Consider the following 20,890-nt stretch of genomic DNA (forward strand, 5'->3'; position numbering starts at 1 on the left):
TTGCGGAGACAGCTCCTTTTGTTATGGCCAGACGGTTATAGGTTCGACATCCGGTAAAGCGGCATTAATGTCTCATAAGTGGAAGAAGCAAGAGCAAGCAGCGCTTCGCCGTCGCGGAGAATAGGATCGTTTGCTTGGACATGGCGGCCGATAAGGAGCTCAGCCTTCTGCACGTCCCGGAAACGGACAAGCGCGTCTTTCCAGTCCTTTTTGGTCATCGTGCCGACCGGCGTCGATTCTTTTTTCATATGGTCAAGAGAGAGGACATAATCCTTTGGGACCTTCGCGATGACATCGTCGATTTGTTTTAAGAAAGCCGTAGCGATATTGGCTTTGTTCGGAACCTCGTAAATAAGCGCCAGCCACAGAAATAAATGGTCATCGAACAGGCCCAGCTGGAAATGGGGATGTGCCTTGTAGCCGCGTTTGTTGCTGCAAATCGCCAGCCAAGTATCCTTCGGCGGATTCACTTTGCGGCGAGCGTGCCTAGCGACATGCAGGTGCATTTCGTTGCCGGCATGTACAGCAGCATCGACGCTGAGCTGCTCCCCAATTGCGCGAAACTTGGGTTGAATCTGGTTTTGAATGGCTGCCATCCGTTCTTCAAGGCCCTCGATTCCGAATACATCGAAATCAGCTTGAGTAAATCCGGCTAGCTTGGCCGTGTCGGTCTGTGTTGTCATATGCTTATGCTCCTTTGGTTAAAAAATCATTAATGCGCTAATTTCAAATAAAAAATGGCGATTTGAGTGCGGTCACGAAGCTCAAGCTTGTTTAAAATTTCGGATATATAATTCTTGATCGTTCCTTCGCTTAAAAATAAGGATGAAGCAATCTCCTTGTTGGATTGCCCATCGGCAATTAATTTTACGATTTGAACCTCTGCTTGCGTAAGGCCGGCGATGGCAGCTGCTTTGCCGGATTCAGCACGCGGCGTCTCGAGCATCCCGGCGAGCTTGCGGGCGATGTCCGGATGAATGAGGACCGAGCCTTCATGGACGGTCTTAATGCCGCTGATAATGCGGCTCGGGGGAACATTTTTGAGCAGATAGCCGTTAGCCCCTTTTCGGATGGCTTGCGCGATGTATTCATCGTCATCGAAGGTCGTTAAGATAAGAACGGCAGGGGGTGAGTTAAGCGCGCGAAGCAGCTTGGTTCCCTCTACGCCGTCACAGACAGGCATCCGAATATCCATCAGCACCACATCGACAGCATTCTGACTCGCAAACGCTGCTGCCTCTTGGCCGTTGCCGCAAACCCCCGCGACATGCAAATCATGATCCAGCTCCAAAATAACCTTCATGCTCTCGCGTATAAAAGGATCGTCATCCACGATCAAAACCTGGATCATTAGCCAACAACTCCATTTCTAAGCTCTTGAAATACTCGTTAACCGCCCAGAAGCGGAAGCGTCGTCGTGATGGAAAAACGATCGGTCTTCGTCCATTCCACTCGCCCGCCGATTAATGCCATCCGTTCTCGCATGCCCCGCATGCCAAGACCTGCTTCGATCGGCTCCTCCGGCAAACTGCCGTTATTTGCTATCGTAAGCGAAACGCTTGAGGCAAGGAAATCAAGATCAACCGTGACGGAGGTCGCTTTACCGTGACGAACGGCATTCGTAATCGCTTCCTGGGCGTTTTTGAACAGGATGAGCTCCATACTCGGATACAGCGGCCTCGGATTACCCGTTACTTGGAAGTTGACCGTTATGCCGAGGCCGGCTGCCGACTCTTCCACGAGACGGTCGAGCGCATAACGTCTGATATCTTTTTCTCCGTCTGCGGCCAACCTTCGAACGGTCCGGCGCATCAGCTCCATGCTGTCCTGCAGCTGATCGCGAATTTGCTCGACTGTGCCGCGTGCTCTAGCGGTATCCGCATCAAATAGATGCAGCGCGGCTTCCGACATCATTTTGACGCGTATAAGCCGGTGGCCCAGATCATCGTGAATATCTTTGGCGATGCGGTTGCGCTCTTCAATCTGAGCCTGATATTCAACCTGCATCGCGTATTCCTGCATACGGCTTTTTGCGGCATCGAGCTCCGCATGGCTGGCGGCTAACGCTTCGTACAGGTCTTCTATTTGATGATGCTTTTCCTCGTATTCTTTGGAAGCGTAAAGAATGGCAGCTGACGTAATCCACAGCATAGCGGCAGTTAAGAGCAGTTGAGGATCACGGTTTTGCAAGCCGGTGAGCAGAGCTGCTAGCCCGATTGCTGACCACAGGATGCTGTACATGCGGTCAGGCCTGCCGCGGAATGAAGCGATTAGAGTAGAGAAAAGCAAGAGAAATAGGACTCCTCCATACGTATGGGAAAACCAAGCGAAGCTGATGAACTCGGCTGCAAGCAATAGATTGCGGAATTTAGGAAGCAGGGAGCTCGCTTTTATCAGCAAAAGCGCAAGCAGGACACAGGCCGTATAAAAGGCATAGAAGCTCGGACTGACGTTAATGACACTGATAACGGAAGGTACCGCTACCAGCAAGGCTCGAATCCGATAGAGCAGTATATTCATATCGAAATGGCTCCCGCAGCTGAATTTGCTTCATTATAGCACAATCTCTGAGGGATGTTCGAAATGAAAAAAGGTATTCATCCAACCTTCACGCTTTCGGTACGGCCTTTGGCAAGAGGTGACTTTTGTCACCTTCAGAAGGTGACTTAATAGACCTGTTTCCTTATTCGTCGTGGCGTACAATAGGTTTATCAGAAAGAAACCAGGAGGCTGAGTGATTTATGAATCTAGTTACATTTCGCGAGGTTATCAAAAAATACGATACGGCGTTAACCGTTAACCACCTTACTTTTAATATCGGCGAGGGTGAAATTTTCGGATTGCTTGGTCCGAACGGCGCAGGCAAAAGCACAACCATCCATATGCTGTCGGGCCTGCTGTCTCCTAGCGGCGGCGACATTCTGGTTGATGGCTACTCCATTCGAAAGCAGCCGCTTGAGGTAAAAAAACGGATCGGGTTAGTGCCGCAGGAGCTCGCCATATACGAGACGTTGACCGCACAAGAAAATGTAACTTTTTTTGCGAAGCTGTATGGTCTTCGAGGCTCGCTGCTACGCGATCGCGTGGACGAGGCGCTGCAATTTGTCGGATTGCTTGAGAAAGCGAAGGAGAAACCGTCAACCTTCTCCGGCGGCATGAAAAGACGGCTCAATATCGCATGCGCCATCATGCACCGGCCAAAGCTGATAATCATGGATGAGCCGACAGTCGGAATCGACCCGCAATCCAGAAACCACATTTTAGAATCGGTAAGAGCCTTAAACAAACTAGGCTCAACCGTGATTTATACGAGCCACTACATGGAAGAGGTGGAGGCGATATGCACGAAAATCGGAATCCTCGATCAAGGCAAGCTTATCGCATGCGGCACAAAGGATGAATTAAAACGCCAGGTCGGGCAGGACGAGAAGCTGATATTTGAAATCGACCGTCTGTCGGTGCCTGCGCGGGATGAAATGGCAGGGCATCCTGGCGTGCAGCATCTGGATGAGCGGGATAACGGGATGACGCTGGAGGTTTCGGTAAAGGAATCGCCGTCCATCCTCCAAGATTTATTGTTTATCATTCAGAAGCACGGCATTAATCTGCGCAAGCTGACACGGGTAGAGCCGAATCTCGAATCGCTTTTTCTGCAAATGACCGGACGCAATTTACGCGACGAATAGGAGGTGCTTACGATGAGAGTTTGGTGGACGACAGCTTATTATGAATTGATTAAATACAGTCGGATGCGTTCCGTTCTTATTTTATTGATTGGATTGCCGCTTTTGTTAATTTTGCTGCTGGGCAGCGCATTCGATACGGAGATTAAGCCTGCCAAGATCGCTTACTTCAACGAGGATCAGGGTGAGCTCAAAGCGAGCATCGATGCTTTTTGGAACGATGAAGCCAATCAGCCGCACATCAAGGTTCTTCAGGCAAAATCGGAAAGCGAAGTGAAGGACTGGGTGCGGGAAGGCCAAGCGGATTTCGGCGTATTTATCCCAGCTATTTTCTCCAAGCAGGTGATGGAGGGGGATTCGGCTAAGTGGCTCACGTTCAGCGGACGATACGAAGAGAAAAATATTGCAGCGGATGCGTTTGTCGATCGTTATATGTCAAACGTGAACATGAAGCTTGCTGCCATGAAGACGCTTGGGACTGCGGAGGACTCAGGAGCCGGCGCGGAAAACGGTAATTCTGCTGCTGAAGCTGAATCACCGATTATCATCCGTAACCTTGGAATGGGAGACAGCCAGTTTTTTGGCGAGACTTCAGCTATCCAATATTATTCGGCAGCTTACCTAATCATGTTCCTGCTGTATGGCGGCATGTCGGCGGCTATCGCATTGCTGAACCAAAAAGAAAGCGGTACGCTTCACCGGTTGTATGCAATCCCGCATTCATTCCGAGCGATCGTGTTTGGTATCATCGTAGGCGCTGTGATGCTTGCTGCGCTGCAAGCGGTTGTCATTGTAGCGTTTACAACTTATGTATACGACGTGGATTGGGGCAGACAGTTTGGAGCCATTGCGTTAATTTGTTTGCTTACGACAGCGGCTGGCGCAGCGCTTGCGATCTCGATCGCTTCGATTGCCCGCACGAGAAAAACAACGCAAACCTTATTTACTATCATCGTATTCAGCATGACGTTTCTTAGCGGAGGCATGATGACCGGTATCGAGAGAATGGTCAGTGGAGCTAATAAATTAACGATAAATCACTGGGCCAACGAAAGTCTTCGAGCCATCATGAGCGGCACGGCCGACTCGGAGGTTTGGCACGGAATCGGTATACTCGGACTGATCGCAATCGCGCTTACAATAATCGCAATCGTTAGATTGCCAAAGGTGGTAAAGCAGCATGCCTAGCTTGCATATCGCAGTGCAGCTTATACGCAGAACGATGGGGACACGTCGCGGGCTGATAATGAATGTACTGATTCCGGCGCTTATTTTATCCATGATGGTCGGGTTGTTCTCAAGCTTAGAAGGAAAAAAAACCGTTATCGCGGTGAATAATGCGGATACGGGAATATTAGGCGCCTATTTAGCTTCCTCGATCGTAAAGGAGACGCTTTTCGATATTCAAAGCGAATCCAAATCCGAGCAAGAGCTTAAAACGCTCGTAGTCGACGGGAATGCAGACGCCGCCATTTTTATTCCTTCCGATTTTACGGAGAAAATGCTTAAGGGAACTCAAGCTAACGCTTCTCTCTACCAAATGGATCAGCAGCTGTGGAACGCCTCGCTTGCCGCGATTCTAGCAACGGAAGCAGACCGGCTATTTGCATCTGTCAATCTTATTCGGGGAGACGGAGACGAAGCGGGTATTGATTTAACAAAGCTGACAGCGCTGCTTGAAGCACAAGCAGTACCCGTCATTACCGCAGAAAATGCCGAAATGAAGCTTGGCCAAATCGTTTCCAATCCGATGATGATCGGGCTGATCCTGATGTTTCTTATGCTTCTCGTCAGTCAATCCATCGGGTTTGTAATGGAGGACCGGGAGCAGCGAACAATGGCTAGAATGTATACCGCACCGCTACGGTCCTTGGATATCGCGTTCGGCAATTTTATGGGCAGCATGCTGGTAGGCACCATGCAGCTTATAATTGTACTGAGCCTGATGTATTTCGTCTTCGGCTATTCGCCCGGCATTCCTTTTGGCTCCATGCTGCTAGTTCTGGAATTTTTCCTGCTCGCGGCAGTCGGCGTAGCTTCAGCCATCGCCGGCCTGGTACGTAACAGCACGCAGCTCTCCCAAATCAACAATCTAGTGATAACGCCTTCCTGCATGATCAGCGGCTGCTTTTTCCCGCTTTCGATTCTGCCTGATTTCATGCAAAAGCTTGCCAATTTCACCCCTCAAAAATGGGCGATTATGGCGATTGACCGCTTGGGGGGCGGAGGCAGCTTTAGCGATATCGGCCTGCAGCTGCTGATCCTGCTTTTGTTCGCTGCCGTATTGCTGGCCTTTGGCTCGGTGGTGCTTAGACCGAATCGCACGAGCTGACCGCCGTTCGTTTGGTTCCCGCGAAAATAGTCTTGACTTCGAAAGCGTAGTATTGTAAATTTGTCAAAACTTCATGACTTTCTAACAGCGTTGACCAAGGCTATGATAATCAGCAAACGTTTATTCCAGAGAGGAAGCCCGCAGGCTGCAAGGCTTCTATAAACGATTGATTCATCCCTACCTTGCGAGCTGCAGCAGTAATTTTTGGACCGTGCTGCTGCCGGAATTTTATTCCGTTATCGCATAAGAGCTGCTCATGTTTATTGCGGCTATATTAGGGTGGTACCACGAACGCATTCGTCCCTTACGATTGCGTTCTTTTTGTTTTCAAAAAAACGGGATGATTATGATTGGAGGGTTACCAAGAAATGAGACAAAGCCAGCTTTTAATGCCAACCCTGCGGGAAGCGCCATCCGACGCGGAAGCAGTCAGTCATCAATGGATGCTGCGCGCGGGACTAATCCGGCAGCTAGCTGCCGGAATTTATACCTATTTGCCGCTGGGCCGCCGCGTATTAAGGAAATTAGAGCAAATTGTCCGTGAGGAAATGGATCACGCCGGAGCGCAAGAGGTCTTAATGCCGGCGATGCAGCCTGCCGAATTGTGGCAGCAATCCGGCCGCTATGAGCTTTACGGACCTGAACTCATGCGGCTGCGGGACCGGCATGAGCGCGAGTTTACGCTTGGCCCGACACACGAAGAAGTTATTACGGCTTTGGTCCGCAGCGAGGTGAGTTCCTACCGGCAGCTTCCCTTGACGCTTTATCAAATCCAAACGAAGTTCCGCGATGAGAAACGGCCGCGTTTCGGCTTGCTGCGCGGCAGGGAGTTTCTGATGAAGGACGCATACTCCTTTGACGCGGATTGGGAAGGGCTTCACCGCAGCTACACCAGCATGTATGAAGCCTATCACCGTGTATTTACTCGCTGCGGGCTCAATTTCCGATCCGTTGAAGCAGATGCGGGTTCTATCGGCGGCGAGGGCGGAACGCATGAATTTATGGCGCTTGCGGATATTGGCGAAGACACGATAGCGGTATGCGATGCTTGCAGCTACGCCGCAAACCTGGAAAAAGCGGAGTATGGAACGAAGGCGAAGGGGGACCCCGGGAAAGCATCAGTTCGGATGGATCACGCGTTTGAGCTTGAGCGCCATTATACGCCGGATCTAAGGAAAATCGATCAGCTTTCCGAAGCATTTGGGCTTGGAGCGGATTCTTTCATCAAAACAATGATCTACTTAGCCGATGGCGATCCTGTAGCCGTCATCATCCGGGGAGATCACGAGGTGAATGAAATTAAAGTGAAGAACAAGCTGGCTGCGGCCCGTCTCGAGCTGGCGGATCAAGCGACAACAGAACTGGTGACTGGCGCGCCTATCGGCTTTGCGGGTCCGATTGGCCTTAAGATTCCAATTCTCGCTGATTTTGCGGTTCTTGCAATGGAGAGCGGAATCGCAGGAGCTAATGAAAAGGATGTCCACCTTGGCAATGTGAGACCGAATGTGCATTTGGCGCAGGCGCAAGCCGGCGATTACCGCAATGCAGCGGCGGGAGATTGCTGCCCGCGCTGCGAGGAGGGAAGCTTGACGTTCTACCGCGGCATAGAAGTCGGCCATGTATTTAAGCTTGGCACCAAATACAGCGAGTCATTGCAAGCCAAATATTTGAATGCCTCAGGCACAGCGCAGCCTTTTATTATGGGCTGTTACGGAATTGGGGTATCCAGGCTGCTGTCTGCCGTATTGGAGCAGCACAGCGACAGCAACGGAATCCTATGGCCAAGGTCAATCGCGCCATACCAGGTACATGTGGTGCCCGTATCGGTGAAAGATCCCGTGCAAATGGATTTGGCCGCTCACATTACCGCCAGGCTTAACGAAGCTGGAGTGGATACGCTTATGGATGATCGCGACGAACGGCCCGGCGTTAAATTCAAGGATTCGGATTTGATCGGGATACCGCTTCGCATCGTCGTCGGCAAACACGCAGCCGAAGGAGCGGTAGAGCTGAAGGTAAGAAAGGCAGGAGAAATCCAAAAGCTGGGCTTGGAAGAAGCGATTTCATTCGCGCTCGGATCAGAATATTGATTATTGCTTATAGGCGCTGCTTACAGCATGAAGATGCGGTGCGGATGCGAATTCGTACCGCATCTAAGCAAATTTTTTTTGAAATTCCACCGCTGCCTATGGAATATTCAGGAATACAGGGTGCGAACCGTCTCGATCTGGAGGCGGGCGCGCCCTTTTTTTATGAAAGTCGCCTTTCAGCGTAAAATTAGTCAATAATCCAAGTTGCCATAACATAAGATGGAGTATAAGATAAAAGTAAGAACAAATTATCAGAACATTTCGTCAACTAATCTGAGGTAAGGAAGGGATTGCCGTGAACAAAAGCCATGAAGTCGAATATTGCAATTTGGAGCTGCGATTTGACCGCCGGCAAATCCAAAATCTCATCCGCGATCTTATTCAGGAGGGTTATTCCTTGTACTGGAGCGAGACGGAGGGACAGTTCCTTGTATCGATCCGAACCGGCCGCAAGCTCGTTAAGCTTCAATTCCAGCGTATGAAGAACCGTTACAAAATTGTCGGAGATTACATTATTAAAGACGAGAAGCTGTCAGAGTTGATTGAAAAGCTGATTAATGACACACGTGGACATGCGGTTGTAAAGCGCATTAAAGATCGTCAAATCGTCATTGAGAGTATTATGTTCGGTGAGATTATACGACTCGTGGAGGTGTCCGGTATGGAACATCGGATTATTTATCAGAAGAAGCCTTTCGTTACAATAGAAGAAATGATCAGAGCTTTTCAATCCAAGCGTGCAGAAGAAAGAGCCATCGTGCTGCGCTATGAGCTTGATTACGAGTTGTCGATGCTGTTTGACGCACTGCAGGGCACGGACGAGGAAGCGGTTTCTGAGTCCAAAGAGCGATTGATGGCACTTCGCTCGGAAATGTTGCAACTGGAACTCTGATGATAGTTGGCTACCCCGATATGAAAACATAAAACGATCAATTGCTGAGAATCAACCAGCGATTGATCGTTTTTAGGTTGTATGGCAAAGAGGAAACCATTTGTCTATTTTCATGAAAAATATGGGGTAATTAAGCATATATAAGATATTCTTTTTAAATCGGTCAATAATTTTGATGCCGATATTCCGACATTTTTCGGGTTAGGCAGTTTTCTTCTTGGAATAAAAAGAGTAAAATAAAACTATTGTGACCCAAAATAGACGATAAAGGATGGAAGAACCAGATGTCAAAACAGCAAATTGGCGTAATTGGATTGGCCGTGATGGGTAAAAACCTTGCCCTTAACATTGAGAGCAGAGGTTTCACGGTATCGGTGTTCAACCGTTCCCGCGAGAAGACAGATGATCTCGTTCAAGAAGCGGCAGGAAAAAACCTTTTCCCTACCTATACAATCGAAGAGTTTGTTCAATCGCTTGAAATTCCGCGCAAAATTTTGATCATGGTACAAGCAGGAGCGGGCACGGACGCAACAATCGATTCCCTTGTTCCCCATTTGGCGGAAGGCGACATTATCATTGACGGCGGAAACGCATATTTCCCTGATACCGTTCGCCGCAGCAAGGATCTTGAAGCTAAAGGCTTCCGTTTCATCGGCACGGGCGTTTCCGGCGGTGAAGAGGGCGCTTTGAAAGGACCTTCCATTATGCCGGGCGGACAAAAATCCGCATACGAGCTGGTCGAACCAATCCTTACCGCAATTTCCGCAAAAGTCGGAGATGACGCATGCTGCACCTATATCGGACCAGACGGCGCAGGCCACTATGTGAAGATGGTACATAACGGAATCGAGTATGGCGACATGCAGCTGATTTGCGAAGCTTATGACCTGCTCAAGAACGTTCTTGACGTCAGTGCCGAAGAGCTTCACGAGATCTTCGCCGAGTGGAACAAAGGCGAGCTAGACAGCTATCTTATCGAAATTACAAGAGATATCTTCTCCAAATACGATCCTGAGACAGGCAAACCAATGGTAGACGTTATCTTGGATTCCGCTGGTCAAAAGGGCACAGGAAAATGGACCAGCCAAAGCTCGCTTGATCTTGGCGTACCTCTTTCCATCATTACAGAATCCGTATTCACTCGCTTCTTGTCCGCTATGAAGGAAGAGCGCGTTGCGGCTAGCAAGGTCCTTAACGGTCCTGCAAAAGCACCGTTCACAGGCGACAGAGCAGCATTTATCGAGTCAGTGCGCAAAGCATTGTTTGCAAGTAAAATCTGCTCGTACGCACAAGGCTTTGCCCAAATGCGCGCAGCTTCCGAAGAATACAACTGGGATCTTAAATACGGAGAAATCGCGATGATTTTCCGCGGCGGCTGCATTATCCGTGCACGCTTCCTGCAAAACATCAAAGACGCTTACGACCGTGATCCGAATCTGCGCAACCTGTTGCTCGATTCTTATTTCCAAAACATCGTTGAAACGTACCAAGGCGCATGGCGTGAAGTGATTGCGACTGCCGTTACAAACGGCGTTCCGGTACCAGCGTTCTCAAGCGCTATCGCGTATTTCGACAGCTACCGTACGGAGCGTCTGCCGGCGAACCTGCTTCAAGCGCAGCGTGATTACTTCGGTGCACATACGTTCAAGCGTTTGGACAAAGAAGGCAGCTTCCACTTCAACTGGATGCAATCTTAATTCCAAAAGCCATTTATTGACTCGTCTCGAGGGGATTGTCCGTAATTAATCCGTAGGTTGCCAGGCGCAGCCAGTTCCGCAGACGATCAGCCTCTTGATCGGAGTAATGTCTCCGGTGAATGAGCGACATGGCCGCTTCGGCAAAAAAATGAAAGTTTTGCATTAAGCGTGGCTGCGAAAGATCCATTAAGGCTGGATCTTCGTCAGCCACCTTTTTTTTAATAAACTCGAGCACCCATATGACATCCTCACGGCAAAGGGGATGATCAGGATCGAGAATCCGATTGATACGCTTTTGAGTGGGGTGGGGACCTTGCAAATGAAGATCTCTGGTCATCGCTAACGTCACTCCTATCGTTGATTAAACATCATTATCATCCATACGACATATGTAACTTTTTTATACCCTAGAATAATAAAAAAATGATATGATGTTTTAGAAAAAATGGTTTAGGAAGAATGAAAAGGGTGAAACCGTTAGATGGAAAGGCAGCTATGGAATAAATTAGTGTTGATCGGGTTTATGGGAACCGGCAAATCAACCGTCAGCAAGCTGCTCGCGGAGAAGCTGGGCTGGAAGCGGGTCGACGGGGACGAGGAAATCGAGAGGCTTGAAAATAAGCGGATTTCTGATATTTTCGCGACTGACGGTGAAGCTGGATTTCGTGAAATCGAAACCAAAGTGCTGGATTTGATTTTGGCAAGCGGTGATTCCTGCGTTCTTGCTACGGGCGGAGGCGCTGTGCTTCGCGAGGAAAACCGGGAGCTGATGCTGAGCAAAGGTTATGTCGTCGCGCTAAAAGCGGACCCAGAGCAAATTATTGCACGGGTGAAGACGGATAATGCCCGTCCCCTGCTGCAGGGTAACGCGGAAGAACGAGTGAATTTGCTGTTGGAGCAGCGTAAGCATGCTTACGATTTTGCGCATCTTACGATTGATACGACGAATATGTCTGCCGAAGAGGTCGTTGCGACTATTCTGGAGCAATGGGCCAAGGAGCAATAGTAAATGAAACATCATTTCAGGAGGCTTGCTGCCCTTGGGATGTATATCATATTGTAAAGGGAGATCATACGAACTATGGACGTTTTAGTGACACCAACGCCAAGACTTGAAGGTGAGCTTCAAGCGCTTTCTTCGAAAAACTACACGACTCGCTACCTGTTGGTAGCCGCGCTTGCTGAAGGCACAAGCACGATTTATTTTCCTGCCCATAGCGAGGATAGCGATGCGATGCGACGCTGCATCCGAGATTTGGGCGCTATTGTGGAGGAAGACGAGGAGAAAATCACGATAACGGGCTTTGGCCGTCATCCGAAGCCTGTTGAGCAGCTTGATGTAGGGAATGCCGGCGCCGTATTGCGTTTTTTGATGGCCATAGCTGCTTTATGTCCAGACGTTACCTTCATCAACCGTTATCCGGATTCGCTCGGCAAACGGCCGCATAGCGATTTGATCGATTCGTTATCCGCGATGGGCGTTTCCATTGAACACAATGAAGGGAAACTTCCGATCCGCATTCAAGGCGGTGCGCCAAAAGGCGGGAAAATTCAAGTATCAGGCAACATCAGCTCGCAATTTTTAAGCGCTCTGTTATTTTTGACGCCTCTATTGGAGGATGATAGCGAGATTGAAGTATTGCATGATTTAAAATCAAAGGTTGTCGTCGGCCAGACTCTTGAGGTGCTGGAGCAAGCAGGTATTATCATCCATGCGGATGAGGACTATATGCGCTTCCGCGTTCCAGGCGGTCAAAGCTACGAGGCAAAAACATATTCCGTACAAGGAGACTACCCGGGCTCCGCGGCCATTTTAGCAGCAGCCGCCGTGACGGAGTCGGATGTCATCGTACATCGTTTGGAAGAGAAGAGCAAGCAAGGCGAGCGCGCGGTAGTTGATGTGCTGAAGATGATGGAGGTTCCTCTCACGCATGAGAACGGAATCGTTCATGTAAAAGGCAACGGCAAGCTAAAAGCGGTTGAGTTTGACGGTGACCACGCGACGGACGCGGTTCTAGCGATGGTAGCTGCGGCTGTATTTGCCGAAGGAACTTCCCGGTTTTATAATGTAGAAAATTTGCGTTATAAAGAATGCGACCGCATTACCGATTACTTAAACGAACTTCGAAAAGCAGGCGCAAACGTAGAAGAACGTCAAGCTGAGATTATCGTACACGGCCGGCCGGAAGGTGTGGAAGGCGGCGTCGAGATCAATGCCCATTATGATCACCGCGTTATTATGGCGTTGACGGTTGTGGGCCTGCGGGCGAAACAGCCGCTTCGCATCCGCGATGCCCATCATGTTGCCAAGTCGTATCCGATTTATTTCGATCATTTAAAAGCGCTTGGCGCAAATGTAGAATGGATTGAAGGATAAACGGACGAAAGACGCTTAAACTATTGTTCATATCCTGTAGAACTGAGGTGCTACGATGGTTTTTGAGAATCCTGCGCGCGAGAAAATTAAAGGTATTCTGGAAAAAAGCATGACGGTCGCCGTTGTTGGTTTATCCGACAAGCCGGACCGGGTGTCTTACATGGTATCCGAAGCCATGCAGGCGAAGGGCTATACGATTATTCCCGTCAACCCTAATGCCGATATGATATTGGGTCAGAAAAGCTATGCTTCGCTTAAAGATATTCCTGTACCCGTTGATATTGTCAATGTTTTCCGCAGAAGCGAGCATACCCCTCCGGTTGCGGAGGAGGCGGTTGCGATTGGCGCCAAAACCCTGTGGCTGCAGCTCGGTATTTCGAACGAGGAAGCGGCAGCAATTGCTGCTGCAGGCGGTCTCGAGGTCATTATGGACCGTTGCATTAAGGTTGAGGATTCTATCCTACTTCCTGGCGGAAAACCCAAAACATAACTGTTATAAAAAAGCGGGCTCTCCTACACAATAAGAAGGCTTCATAGCGAGTTTCGATTGCCTTTCGGGGCAAACGGCATTTGCTTGAAGACTTTATGATTGTAATCCAAGGAGGACACGACGTGAATCAATTTTCGCAACAACCGGGTAATTACCAAGGCCAACAGAGCTACCTAAACCAAGGCACGCATTTTGAGCCGACAGGCAACGTGCAATCTCATTACCAAGGGCAGCTCAGCCAACCGACTTTCGGCAGACAAACGAATTCCATCGTTTCAAATGTGCCAGGCGGTTACCAAGCGTCTAATTCGTATAACCAAGGCGTGCAGCACTATGCGCCAATTAGTTATTCGAATATGACTCATCCGGTAGGAACGAATAATTCATTCATCTCGCATCAACCGGTACAAAGCTACGCTCAATCGCCTGCAACGGCTTTCGGCAGCGTAGGTCCGGTTATCGCACATCTAGGGTACCAAGCTGGTCCAGACAGCCAGCAATCGCACCAGCAATCCTATAACCAAAATTCCGGTATGAATTTTGGAGCTCAAAACTACAATTCCCAATTCACTAACTCAAGTTTTGGCGGCTATCCGCAATCTAATGCACAAGGCGGTTACGGTATGACACCGACTCATTCGTACACATCATCGCAAACACCTGTGCTAGACGTGACAAACAGCTACCAACAATCTGGTCCGGTTATTTCTCACGTTGGCGGATATACAGCTACAAACGCTCAAAACTCAACTTATTTTGGCGGAAATCGCTAACTAAGTAAAATTAATTGAAAAGAATCATCAACATCGGCGGGCCTTAGCGGGCTCGCCGTTTTACTTTGACAAAAATGGAGCAAACGCTTAACATCGATATAGATGTTTGCGATTGGGATTACGAAGTCAGTTTTGCTTTGCAAAACGAAGCTAATGCTTACGAAGTCAGTTTTGCTGCGCAAAACTTTAGGAGGTGCAAGATGGTTTTTATGGGAAGCCTGCAGCAGCTCGGCAGAGCATTTATGCTGCCGATGATTGTATTGCCCGGCGCGGCTATTTTTTTAAGCTTAAGCAAGCTGCCGTGGGCGTACATCGGACTGCCAGGCATGGAAGGTTATTTAGTAACGGCCAGCGAAACGATTTTTACGTTTTTACCATATATCTTTGCGCTTGGCATATCGCTTGGGTTAACGGGAAACGCGCTCGCAGCCGGCATGGCTGCCCTTGTAGGCATGTTTATCTACAGCGGCATAACTGGTTCTGCCGAGGTCCCTATCGAACCGACTGTGCTCATAGGCACCTTGATCGGTATCATTGCAGGCGTTAGCCATGAGCGCTTTAAAAGTCTTCGTTTACCGGAATACATACAGTTTTTTGGCGGACCGAGATTTGTTCCGCTGTTCGTAAGCGTCATATGCCTGCTGTTCTCCATAGGCATGATCAATGTCGCGCCGTATCTTCAGAAACTGCTTGTTGAACTGGGAGAAATCGTTGCTTCCGGCGGCGGCTTCGGGGTATTCCTATACGGCTTTGTCCATCGGATTTTGGTCGTGTTCGGCCTGCATCATCTCGTTAGCCATGTGTTCTGGTTCCAGATTGGGGGCTATGAGACCGCATCCGGGGAAATGGTATACGGCGACCTGCCGCGTTTCTTTGCGGGAGATCCAGCTGCAGGCGTCTTTATGGCAGGCTTATATCCGACGATGATGTTCGCATTGCCCGCCATTGCGCTTGCTATCATTCATGAAGCCCGTGAAGATTTAAAGCCTAAAATACGGAAAACCTTTCTATACGCGGCGTTGGCATCTTTTCTAACGGGAGTTACCGAGCCGGTTGAATTTGCTTTTTTATTCGTTGCTCCGTATTTATATGTCGTTCACGCCATATTATCAGGTATTATCATGTGGGTTACCTATGAACTGGGGATCAGGCACGGATTTTCGTTCTCGGCGGGCGCTATCGATTTTGTTATCAATGAGCATTTGGCGACAAGAGGCTGGCTCATTATACCGATTGGCATCGTAGTCGGATTTATTTATTACTTCTTGTTCCGCTGGGCAATCCGAAGGTTTCGAATTCCTACCCCCGGCCGCGAGGAAGGCTCTCAACTCGATGAATGGGCAGGGGATATTCCATATCGCGCGCCTCTTATTTTGCAGGCGATCGGGGGCAAACAAAATATCGTCAAGATGGAATCCTGCATAACAAGACTGCGGCTTAAAGTATCCAATGACAAGCTGCTCGATGTAAATGCGCTGCGCAATCTTGGCGCTGCAGGCGTAATTAAGCTAGGCGGAGGACAGGTGCAAGTCGTGTTCGGAACGTACTCTGAGCTTATTCGGGAAGAAATGATTAAGACGATTCATCGCGATCAAGCACAGGTTCTGTTCCATTCGCCGATGCAGGGCCGCATGATTCCGCTGGATGAGGTGCCCGATCCGATTTTTGCCGGAAAGCTCGTTGGACAAGGCGTTGCGTTCATCCCCGAGAAAGGGGAGCTTGTTTCACCGGTAAAAGGGAAAGTCATTCATATTTATCCGACGATGCATGCCATTGGCTTGCTTACGCCAGAGGGACTGGAAGTACTTTTGCATATCGGTATCGATACGTCGCGTCTGGCAGGCAAAGCTTATTTTAACGCGCTAGTTAAAGAAGGCGACGAAGTTACGCCTGGCATGATGCTCATCAAGTTTGATCTGCAGCGGGTGAGGAAGGAAAGCAAGTCGCTTGCTACCCCAATGGTGATCACAAATTCAGATCTTGTTCATTCCTGGAGGTTTGCACCGTTCAAAGCGGTGAAAAAGGGGCAGTCCTCGGTGTTGTCTGTTGTACTTAAAGAGAGAAACGGTGGAGGGGAAACACAATGATTCAAGGAATAGGGGCGTCAGCAGGCATAGCGATTGGGAGATCGTTTGTGCTTCCGAACTGGGAATGGGAGCTGCCGGAGCAAAAGATCGACGTAGCGGATTTTGCCCGGGAGTTCGAACGTGTATACGAAGGCATTCGTACCTCTAAGTCGGAAATCGAACAGATTAAGGACGAGCTGCGAGATGTAGTCGGCACGGAGGAAACGCACATATTCGACGCTCATATAGCCATTTTGGACGATCCTGTCTTTATGAATGAAATTCAAGGCATTATCCAGCGCCAGTACAAAGCGGCTGAGGTTGCCGTGAAGGAAGCCATTGACCATTTTGTTACCATGTTCGATTTGCTTGACGATGAATATATGAAAGAGCGCGCGCTGGACATCAAGGATGTCGGAAACCGGCTGCTGAAGCATTTGCTAGGCGCTCCGGAAATAACATTGCCTATGGACACGCAGCCTTTTATATTAATCGCAAAAGAGCTTTCCCCTTCTCAGCTCGCGCACATTAATCCGCAGCATGTGCTGGGCATTGTTACGCTGGCTGGCAGCACAACCTCGCACTCCGCTATAATGGCAAGGGCGCTCGGCGTACCGCTCGTTGTCGGCGTAGAGACCAAACTCGAGGAGCCGATACAAACCGGTCAGACGCTGATTATCGATGGCAATGACGGAACCGTATATATTAATCCCGAGCAAGGAGTCATCGATGCCTATACGGCGCTGCATGACCGCCAAGCAGAAGCCAAAAAACGGCTTCACGGCATCGCCGGCCATCGTCCGGTCACGCCGGATGGGAAAAGACTTGAGCTGGCCGCCAATATCAGCTCTTTTAAAGAGCTTGAAATTGCCTTGTCCTCCGGTGCGCACGGCGTGGGCCTGTTCCGTACTGAATTTCTGTATATGGACCGCAACCGGTTTCCAAAAGAAGAGGAGCAATTCGATGTTTACCGAAGCGTGGCAGAAAGGCTGGGAGGCGAGCCGCTCGTTATTCGCACGCTTGATGTCGGCGGGGACAAACAACTTGATTATTTTGAATTGCCGGAGGAAGATAATCCTTTCCTTGGCTATCGAGCCATACGGATTTCGTTAGACCGCAAAGATTTGTTTAAAACGCAGCTTCGCGCCATTTTGCGGGCCAGCCATTTCGGTAAAGTCAAGCTCATGTACCCGCTCATCTCATCGGTTGACGAGGTGCGTGCGGCTAACGCCGTGTTAAACGAAGCAAAGCTGGAGCTTGAGGAAGCCGGTATCCCTTATGACAAAGGGATGAAGATCGGCATTATGATCGAGGTGCCTGCAGCCGTTATGATTGCCGATCTGCTTGCGGAAGAGGTCGATTTCTTTAGCATCGGCACCAATGATTTGGTGCAGTTTACCTTAGCGGTTGATCGGATGAATGAAGAGATCTCCCATTTATATGAGCCGTATCATCCAGCCCTGATTCGTATGCTTCGCATGACGGTTGAAGCTGCCAAGCGGGCCGGTATTTCTGTCGCCGTGTGCGGGGAGCTTGCCGGGGATTTAAGGGCGCTGCCGATTTGGCTCAGTTTAGACGTGGATGAGCTTAGCATGTCCTCGCATTCAATTTTGCAGGTAAAGCAAAGATTGCTGAGCACCTCGCAAATCGAGAGCAGAGAGGTATTTGAACAATTACACAGCTGCCGTACAAGTACGGAGACCCTTGCGCTGTTAACGGCATTTATGGATCGCATAGACAAAAAAACAGCGAATGGTTAGCCCATTCGCTGTACTAGCGCATCTACGAAAGCTTTTGCATAGGGAGGAAGGTCGGGCGGTCGGCGTGCCGAGATTAGATTCCCGTCAACAACGACAGCTTCATCAAACCAAGTCGCTCCAGCGTTTTCCATGTCATCCCGAATGCCAGGCGTGGACGTGACTTTGCGTCCTTCCAAAATTTTTGCGGAAATGAGGACCCAGCCTGCGTGGCAGATTTGACCGATTGGTTTGTCTGCCGCATTCAGCTCTTGTACGAGCTGTAGCACTTTTGGATAACGGCGCAATTTATCAGGTGCCCAGCCGCCCGGAACCAAAAGGCCGATAATATCATTGCTGTTCACTTCATCGAAAGAAAGGTCAGCGACGGCGGGTACGCCGTATTTGCCAATATGCGTTTTGCCTTTTTCGGGACCAGCATACAGGACGGTGGCGCCGGCTTCACGCGCCCGATATACAGGATACCATAGCTCCAAATCTTCGAATTCGTCGTCTAGCAAGCAGATGACGGTTTTGTTTTGTAAGGACATATTTTCCCCTCCATCTATTAAGATCTCTATTATTGTAACGAAGGAGCAACAATGAAGCAAACGAAACCGAAAACCGAATCACTACTAGCTTTACGGCTGCTGCGATTTATACCGGCTGTGGCCTGGATGGCCGTTATATTTGCTTTGTCTTCAAGAACGAGCGACGAGATCGACACTTTTCTTCCTTTTTTTCAAAAGTTTTTTCCGTTTATGGAAGGCTTCAATTGGGGGCATTTTGTTTCTTATTTCATTCTTGCGCTCGCGCTTGATTATGGAATCGGAAAAAAAGGAGACCGTTTTTGGATGAAGGTCTGTATCGTACTGCTTTGCGGATTATATGGCATTACGGATGAATATCATCAGTCCTTTGTCGGGGGCAGGATGCCAGATCCATTGGATGTCCGAAATGACATGATCGGAGCGGCGATTTGGACGGCTTTAGCTGCGCTGCCATGGGTGCGTTCGAAATGGAGAAAAGTTGCTCCGTAGCCAACATCTTAAGATCTTTTTTAAAACGTTTTAGTAGTAAAAATTACAAGACTGTGTAAGCAGGAATTTGCGCGAAAATGGTCGAATCATTTATAGATTAGAACTCTGAAAGCTATGCTGGCACAGCTAGCTGCTATTAAGAAGGAGTGGACCACTTTGCATAAGAGGTGTCATTGTGGTGACATCATGAAGATGAAACTGCGCACAGTCATTTATTCAGGGAAAGTAGAAATTGATAACGTCCCCATATTCTCCTGTACGAACTGTAACCGAAGTGAAGTATTTCCGGAAGTAAAACCGGATTTAACTGGTTTAATCGCCCAACTCGGCGCCCAACCAAATAAACAAACGTTTCTGTTCAATGAATGCAATGAATGGGCAAACTTGCTGGTAGAAGCGAAAGCGGAGAAGCTGCAAACCGACCAATCTGCTTTCGAGAGATTGATCGAGCAGAGAATTAATAAGCTGCTTGATTTGTATTTGCTCGCCCAAACGCTTAATGATGAGGCTTGGATTACGGATTTAAAGAAAAGGCTTGAGCAAATCAGCCGTCGTACACTGCTTACATAAGTGCTCTGATTTGCTTTTTTACATACCGCGCAGCAGAGCCGATCATGCGTCAACATTGCGAAAAGTAATATTTTGTCGTATGATTACGTTAATATGCGTCGTACGTAAATTTAAATCTGAGCTAATGGAGAGAACCACTGTGACGGTAACCATTTATGATGTAGCAAGAGAAGCAGGAGTGTCGATGGCTACGGTTTCACGTGTTGTAAACAACAATCCGAACGTGAAGCCCGCAACACGCAAGAAAGTATATGAAGCAATCGAAAGACTCGGGTATCGTCCGAATGCTGTAGCAAGAGGTCTTGCAAGCAAGAAAACGACTACGGTCGGCGTTGTTATCCCTGATATTTCAAATGCTATTTTTGCGGAAGTAGCACGCGGTATCGAAGATATTGCTAATATGTATCATTATAATATTATTTTGTGTAACGCGGATAAGAAAAAAGACAAAGAAATCCGCGTTATCAACACCCTTTTGGAGAAGCAAGTGGATGGCTTGCTATTTATGGGTGGAGCGGTAACGGAAGAGCATTTGCAAGCTTTTAAGACAGCAAACGTTCCGATCGTACTTTGTGCCACATCTGATGAGAGCGGACAGATTCCATCTGTCGACATCAATCATGAGGATGCTGCGTTTGATGCGGTTCAAAAGCTGCTGGAGCAAGGGCATAAACGTATCGCAATGATTAGCGGAACGCTGCAGGATCCATCTATCGGCTATGCGAGATTCCAAGGCTACAAGCGTGCGCTTGAAGGTGCTGGCATCGCTTATGACGACGCGTTAGTCCGTATTGGAAATTACCGGTATGAGTCCGGCGCAGAAGCGATGAAATATTTTATTGAATTGGACGAGCGTCCTACGGCAGTATTCTCCGCAACGGATGAAATGGCGATTGGCGCCATTCATAGCATTCAGGATTCCGGTCTAAAGGTCCCTGATGATATTTCCATTATTAGCGTGGATAACAGCCGCATGGCATCGATGGTTCGCCCTCAGCTGACGGCTGTCGCTCAACCGATGTATGACATCGGCGCCGTTTCCATGCGTTTGCTCACCAAGCTGATGAAAAAAGAAAATGTAGATCAATCCAAAGTGGTGCTGCCGCATGAAATGGTTACGCGTCAATCGGTTGGAGGAATATAA

At 48.9% G+C, this 20,890-nt stretch carries 20 protein-coding genes; 15 read left to right on the plus strand and 5 right to left on the minus strand.

Features of this window, described 5'->3' with window-relative positions:
* Window positions 1-35 precede the first annotated feature (35 nt).
* Genes ACN6MW_RS27415 through ACN6MW_RS27425 form a run of 3 tightly spaced genes read right to left on the minus strand, consistent with a single transcriptional unit; the run spans window position 36 to window position 2,520 of the window.
* Complete coding sequence (locus ACN6MW_RS27415) at window positions 36-683, minus strand: DUF1054 domain-containing protein (RefSeq protein WP_419872970.1); 648 nt, start codon at window positions 681-683, stop codon at window positions 36-38.
* Between the two features lie 29 nt (window positions 684-712).
* A complete protein-coding gene (locus ACN6MW_RS27420) occupies window positions 713-1,351 on the minus strand; it encodes a response regulator transcription factor (RefSeq protein WP_419872971.1) in 639 nt (212 codons plus the stop codon).
* 38 nt (window positions 1,352-1,389) lie between these two features.
* Entirely contained in the window at window positions 1,390-2,520 is a 1,131-nt protein-coding gene (locus tag ACN6MW_RS27425) for a sensor histidine kinase (protein ID WP_419872972.1), read from the minus strand.
* A gap of 221 nt (window positions 2,521-2,741) precedes the next feature.
* Between ACN6MW_RS27425 and ACN6MW_RS27430 the strand changes: the two genes are divergently transcribed.
* The 6 genes from ACN6MW_RS27430 (at window position 2,742) to gndA (ending at window position 10,694) form a co-directional block, all read left to right on the plus strand.
* Window positions 2,742-3,686: an ATP-binding cassette domain-containing protein gene (locus ACN6MW_RS27430; RefSeq protein WP_419872973.1), complete on the plus strand. Its 945-nt coding sequence runs from the start codon at window positions 2,742-2,744 to the stop codon at window positions 3,684-3,686.
* A 12-nt stretch (window positions 3,687-3,698) separates the two neighbouring features.
* Entirely contained in the window at window positions 3,699-4,871 is a 1,173-nt protein-coding gene (locus ACN6MW_RS27435; RefSeq protein WP_419872974.1) for an ABC transporter permease, read from the plus strand.
* Complete coding sequence (locus ACN6MW_RS27440; protein ID WP_419872975.1) at window positions 4,864-6,015, plus strand: ABC transporter permease; 1,152 nt, start codon at window positions 4,864-4,866, stop codon at window positions 6,013-6,015. The genes ACN6MW_RS27435 and ACN6MW_RS27440 overlap by 8 nt, the downstream gene beginning before the upstream one ends.
* Before the next feature lie 368 nt (window positions 6,016-6,383).
* Window positions 6,384-8,105: a proline--tRNA ligase gene (locus tag ACN6MW_RS27445; RefSeq protein WP_419872976.1), complete on the plus strand. Its 1,722-nt coding sequence runs from the start codon at window positions 6,384-6,386 to the stop codon at window positions 8,103-8,105.
* A gap of 295 nt (window positions 8,106-8,400) precedes the next feature.
* Window positions 8,401-8,997: a hypothetical protein gene (locus ACN6MW_RS27450; protein WP_308994679.1), complete on the plus strand. Its 597-nt coding sequence runs from the start codon at window positions 8,401-8,403 to the stop codon at window positions 8,995-8,997.
* A gap of 284 nt (window positions 8,998-9,281) precedes the next feature.
* Window positions 9,282-10,694 (plus strand): NADP-dependent phosphogluconate dehydrogenase, encoded by a 1,413-nt coding sequence (gene gndA / locus ACN6MW_RS27455; protein WP_419872977.1) that lies wholly within the window; start codon window positions 9,282-9,284, stop codon window positions 10,692-10,694.
* A gap of 13 nt (window positions 10,695-10,707) precedes the next feature.
* Here the strand turns inward: gndA and ACN6MW_RS27460 are convergent, their stop codons facing one another.
* Window positions 10,708-11,031, minus strand: coding sequence for a hypothetical protein (locus tag ACN6MW_RS27460; RefSeq protein ID WP_419872978.1), 324 nt, complete (start codon window positions 11,029-11,031; stop codon window positions 10,708-10,710).
* Window positions 11,032-11,175: 144 nt separating this feature from the next.
* On the opposite strand from ACN6MW_RS27460, the gene ACN6MW_RS27465 reads away from it, so the two are divergent.
* The 6 genes from ACN6MW_RS27465 to ptsP all read left to right on the plus strand — a co-directional run bounded on the left by ACN6MW_RS27465 (window position 11,176) and on the right by ptsP (window position 18,160).
* Window positions 11,176-11,700, plus strand: coding sequence for a shikimate kinase (locus ACN6MW_RS27465; protein WP_419872979.1), 525 nt, complete (start codon window positions 11,176-11,178; stop codon window positions 11,698-11,700).
* A gap of 75 nt (window positions 11,701-11,775) precedes the next feature.
* Window positions 11,776-13,071, plus strand: a complete 1,296-nt coding sequence (gene aroA / locus ACN6MW_RS27470) for a 3-phosphoshikimate 1-carboxyvinyltransferase (protein WP_419872980.1) — start codon at window positions 11,776-11,778, stop codon at window positions 13,069-13,071.
* Window positions 13,072-13,126: 55 nt separating this feature from the next.
* Window positions 13,127-13,561 carry a CoA-binding protein gene (locus tag ACN6MW_RS27475; protein ID WP_419872981.1) on the plus strand — a complete coding sequence of 145 codons (435 nt, stop codon included), beginning with the start codon at window positions 13,127-13,129 and terminating at the stop codon, window positions 13,559-13,561.
* A gap of 122 nt (window positions 13,562-13,683) precedes the next feature.
* The gene (locus tag ACN6MW_RS27480; protein WP_419872982.1) at window positions 13,684-14,334 is read left to right on the plus strand and encodes a hypothetical protein; all 651 of its coding nucleotides are present in this window, start codon (window positions 13,684-13,686) and stop codon (window positions 14,332-14,334) included.
* Window positions 14,335-14,534: 200 nt separating this feature from the next.
* On the plus strand, window positions 14,535-16,421 hold the full coding sequence (locus tag ACN6MW_RS27485) for a glucose PTS transporter subunit IIA (protein WP_419872983.1): 1,887 nt from the start codon (window positions 14,535-14,537) through the stop codon (window positions 16,419-16,421).
* On the plus strand, window positions 16,418-18,160 hold the full coding sequence (gene ptsP, locus ACN6MW_RS27490) for a phosphoenolpyruvate--protein phosphotransferase (RefSeq protein WP_419872984.1): 1,743 nt from the start codon (window positions 16,418-16,420) through the stop codon (window positions 18,158-18,160). Before ACN6MW_RS27485 ends, ptsP begins: the two co-directional genes overlap by 4 nt.
* On the opposite strand, the gene ACN6MW_RS27495 is transcribed toward ptsP, so the two are convergent.
* A complete protein-coding gene (locus ACN6MW_RS27495) occupies window positions 18,157-18,687 on the minus strand; it encodes a type 1 glutamine amidotransferase domain-containing protein (RefSeq protein ID WP_364140909.1) in 531 nt (176 codons plus the stop codon). The two genes, ptsP and ACN6MW_RS27495, sit on opposite strands and share 4 nt — an antisense overlap.
* 51 nt (window positions 18,688-18,738) lie before the next feature.
* Here ACN6MW_RS27495 and ACN6MW_RS27500 point away from each other — a divergent pair, with 51 nt between their 5' ends.
* The 3 genes from ACN6MW_RS27500 to ccpA all read left to right on the plus strand — a co-directional run bounded on the left by ACN6MW_RS27500 (window position 18,739) and on the right by ccpA (window position 20,890).
* Window positions 18,739-19,176, plus strand: a complete 438-nt coding sequence (locus ACN6MW_RS27500) for a VanZ family protein (protein ID WP_419872985.1) — start codon at window positions 18,739-18,741, stop codon at window positions 19,174-19,176.
* A 186-nt stretch (window positions 19,177-19,362) separates the two neighbouring features.
* On the plus strand, window positions 19,363-19,746 hold the full coding sequence (locus ACN6MW_RS27505; protein WP_419872986.1) for a hypothetical protein: 384 nt from the start codon (window positions 19,363-19,365) through the stop codon (window positions 19,744-19,746).
* Between the two features lie 139 nt (window positions 19,747-19,885).
* Window positions 19,886-20,890 (plus strand): catabolite control protein A, encoded by a 1,005-nt coding sequence (gene ccpA, locus ACN6MW_RS27510; protein WP_419872987.1) that lies wholly within the window; start codon window positions 19,886-19,888, stop codon window positions 20,888-20,890.

Source organism: Pristimantibacillus sp. PTI5 (assembly GCF_048572955.1).
Classification (GTDB): domain Bacteria; phylum Bacillota; class Bacilli; order Paenibacillales; family Paenibacillaceae; genus Pristimantibacillus.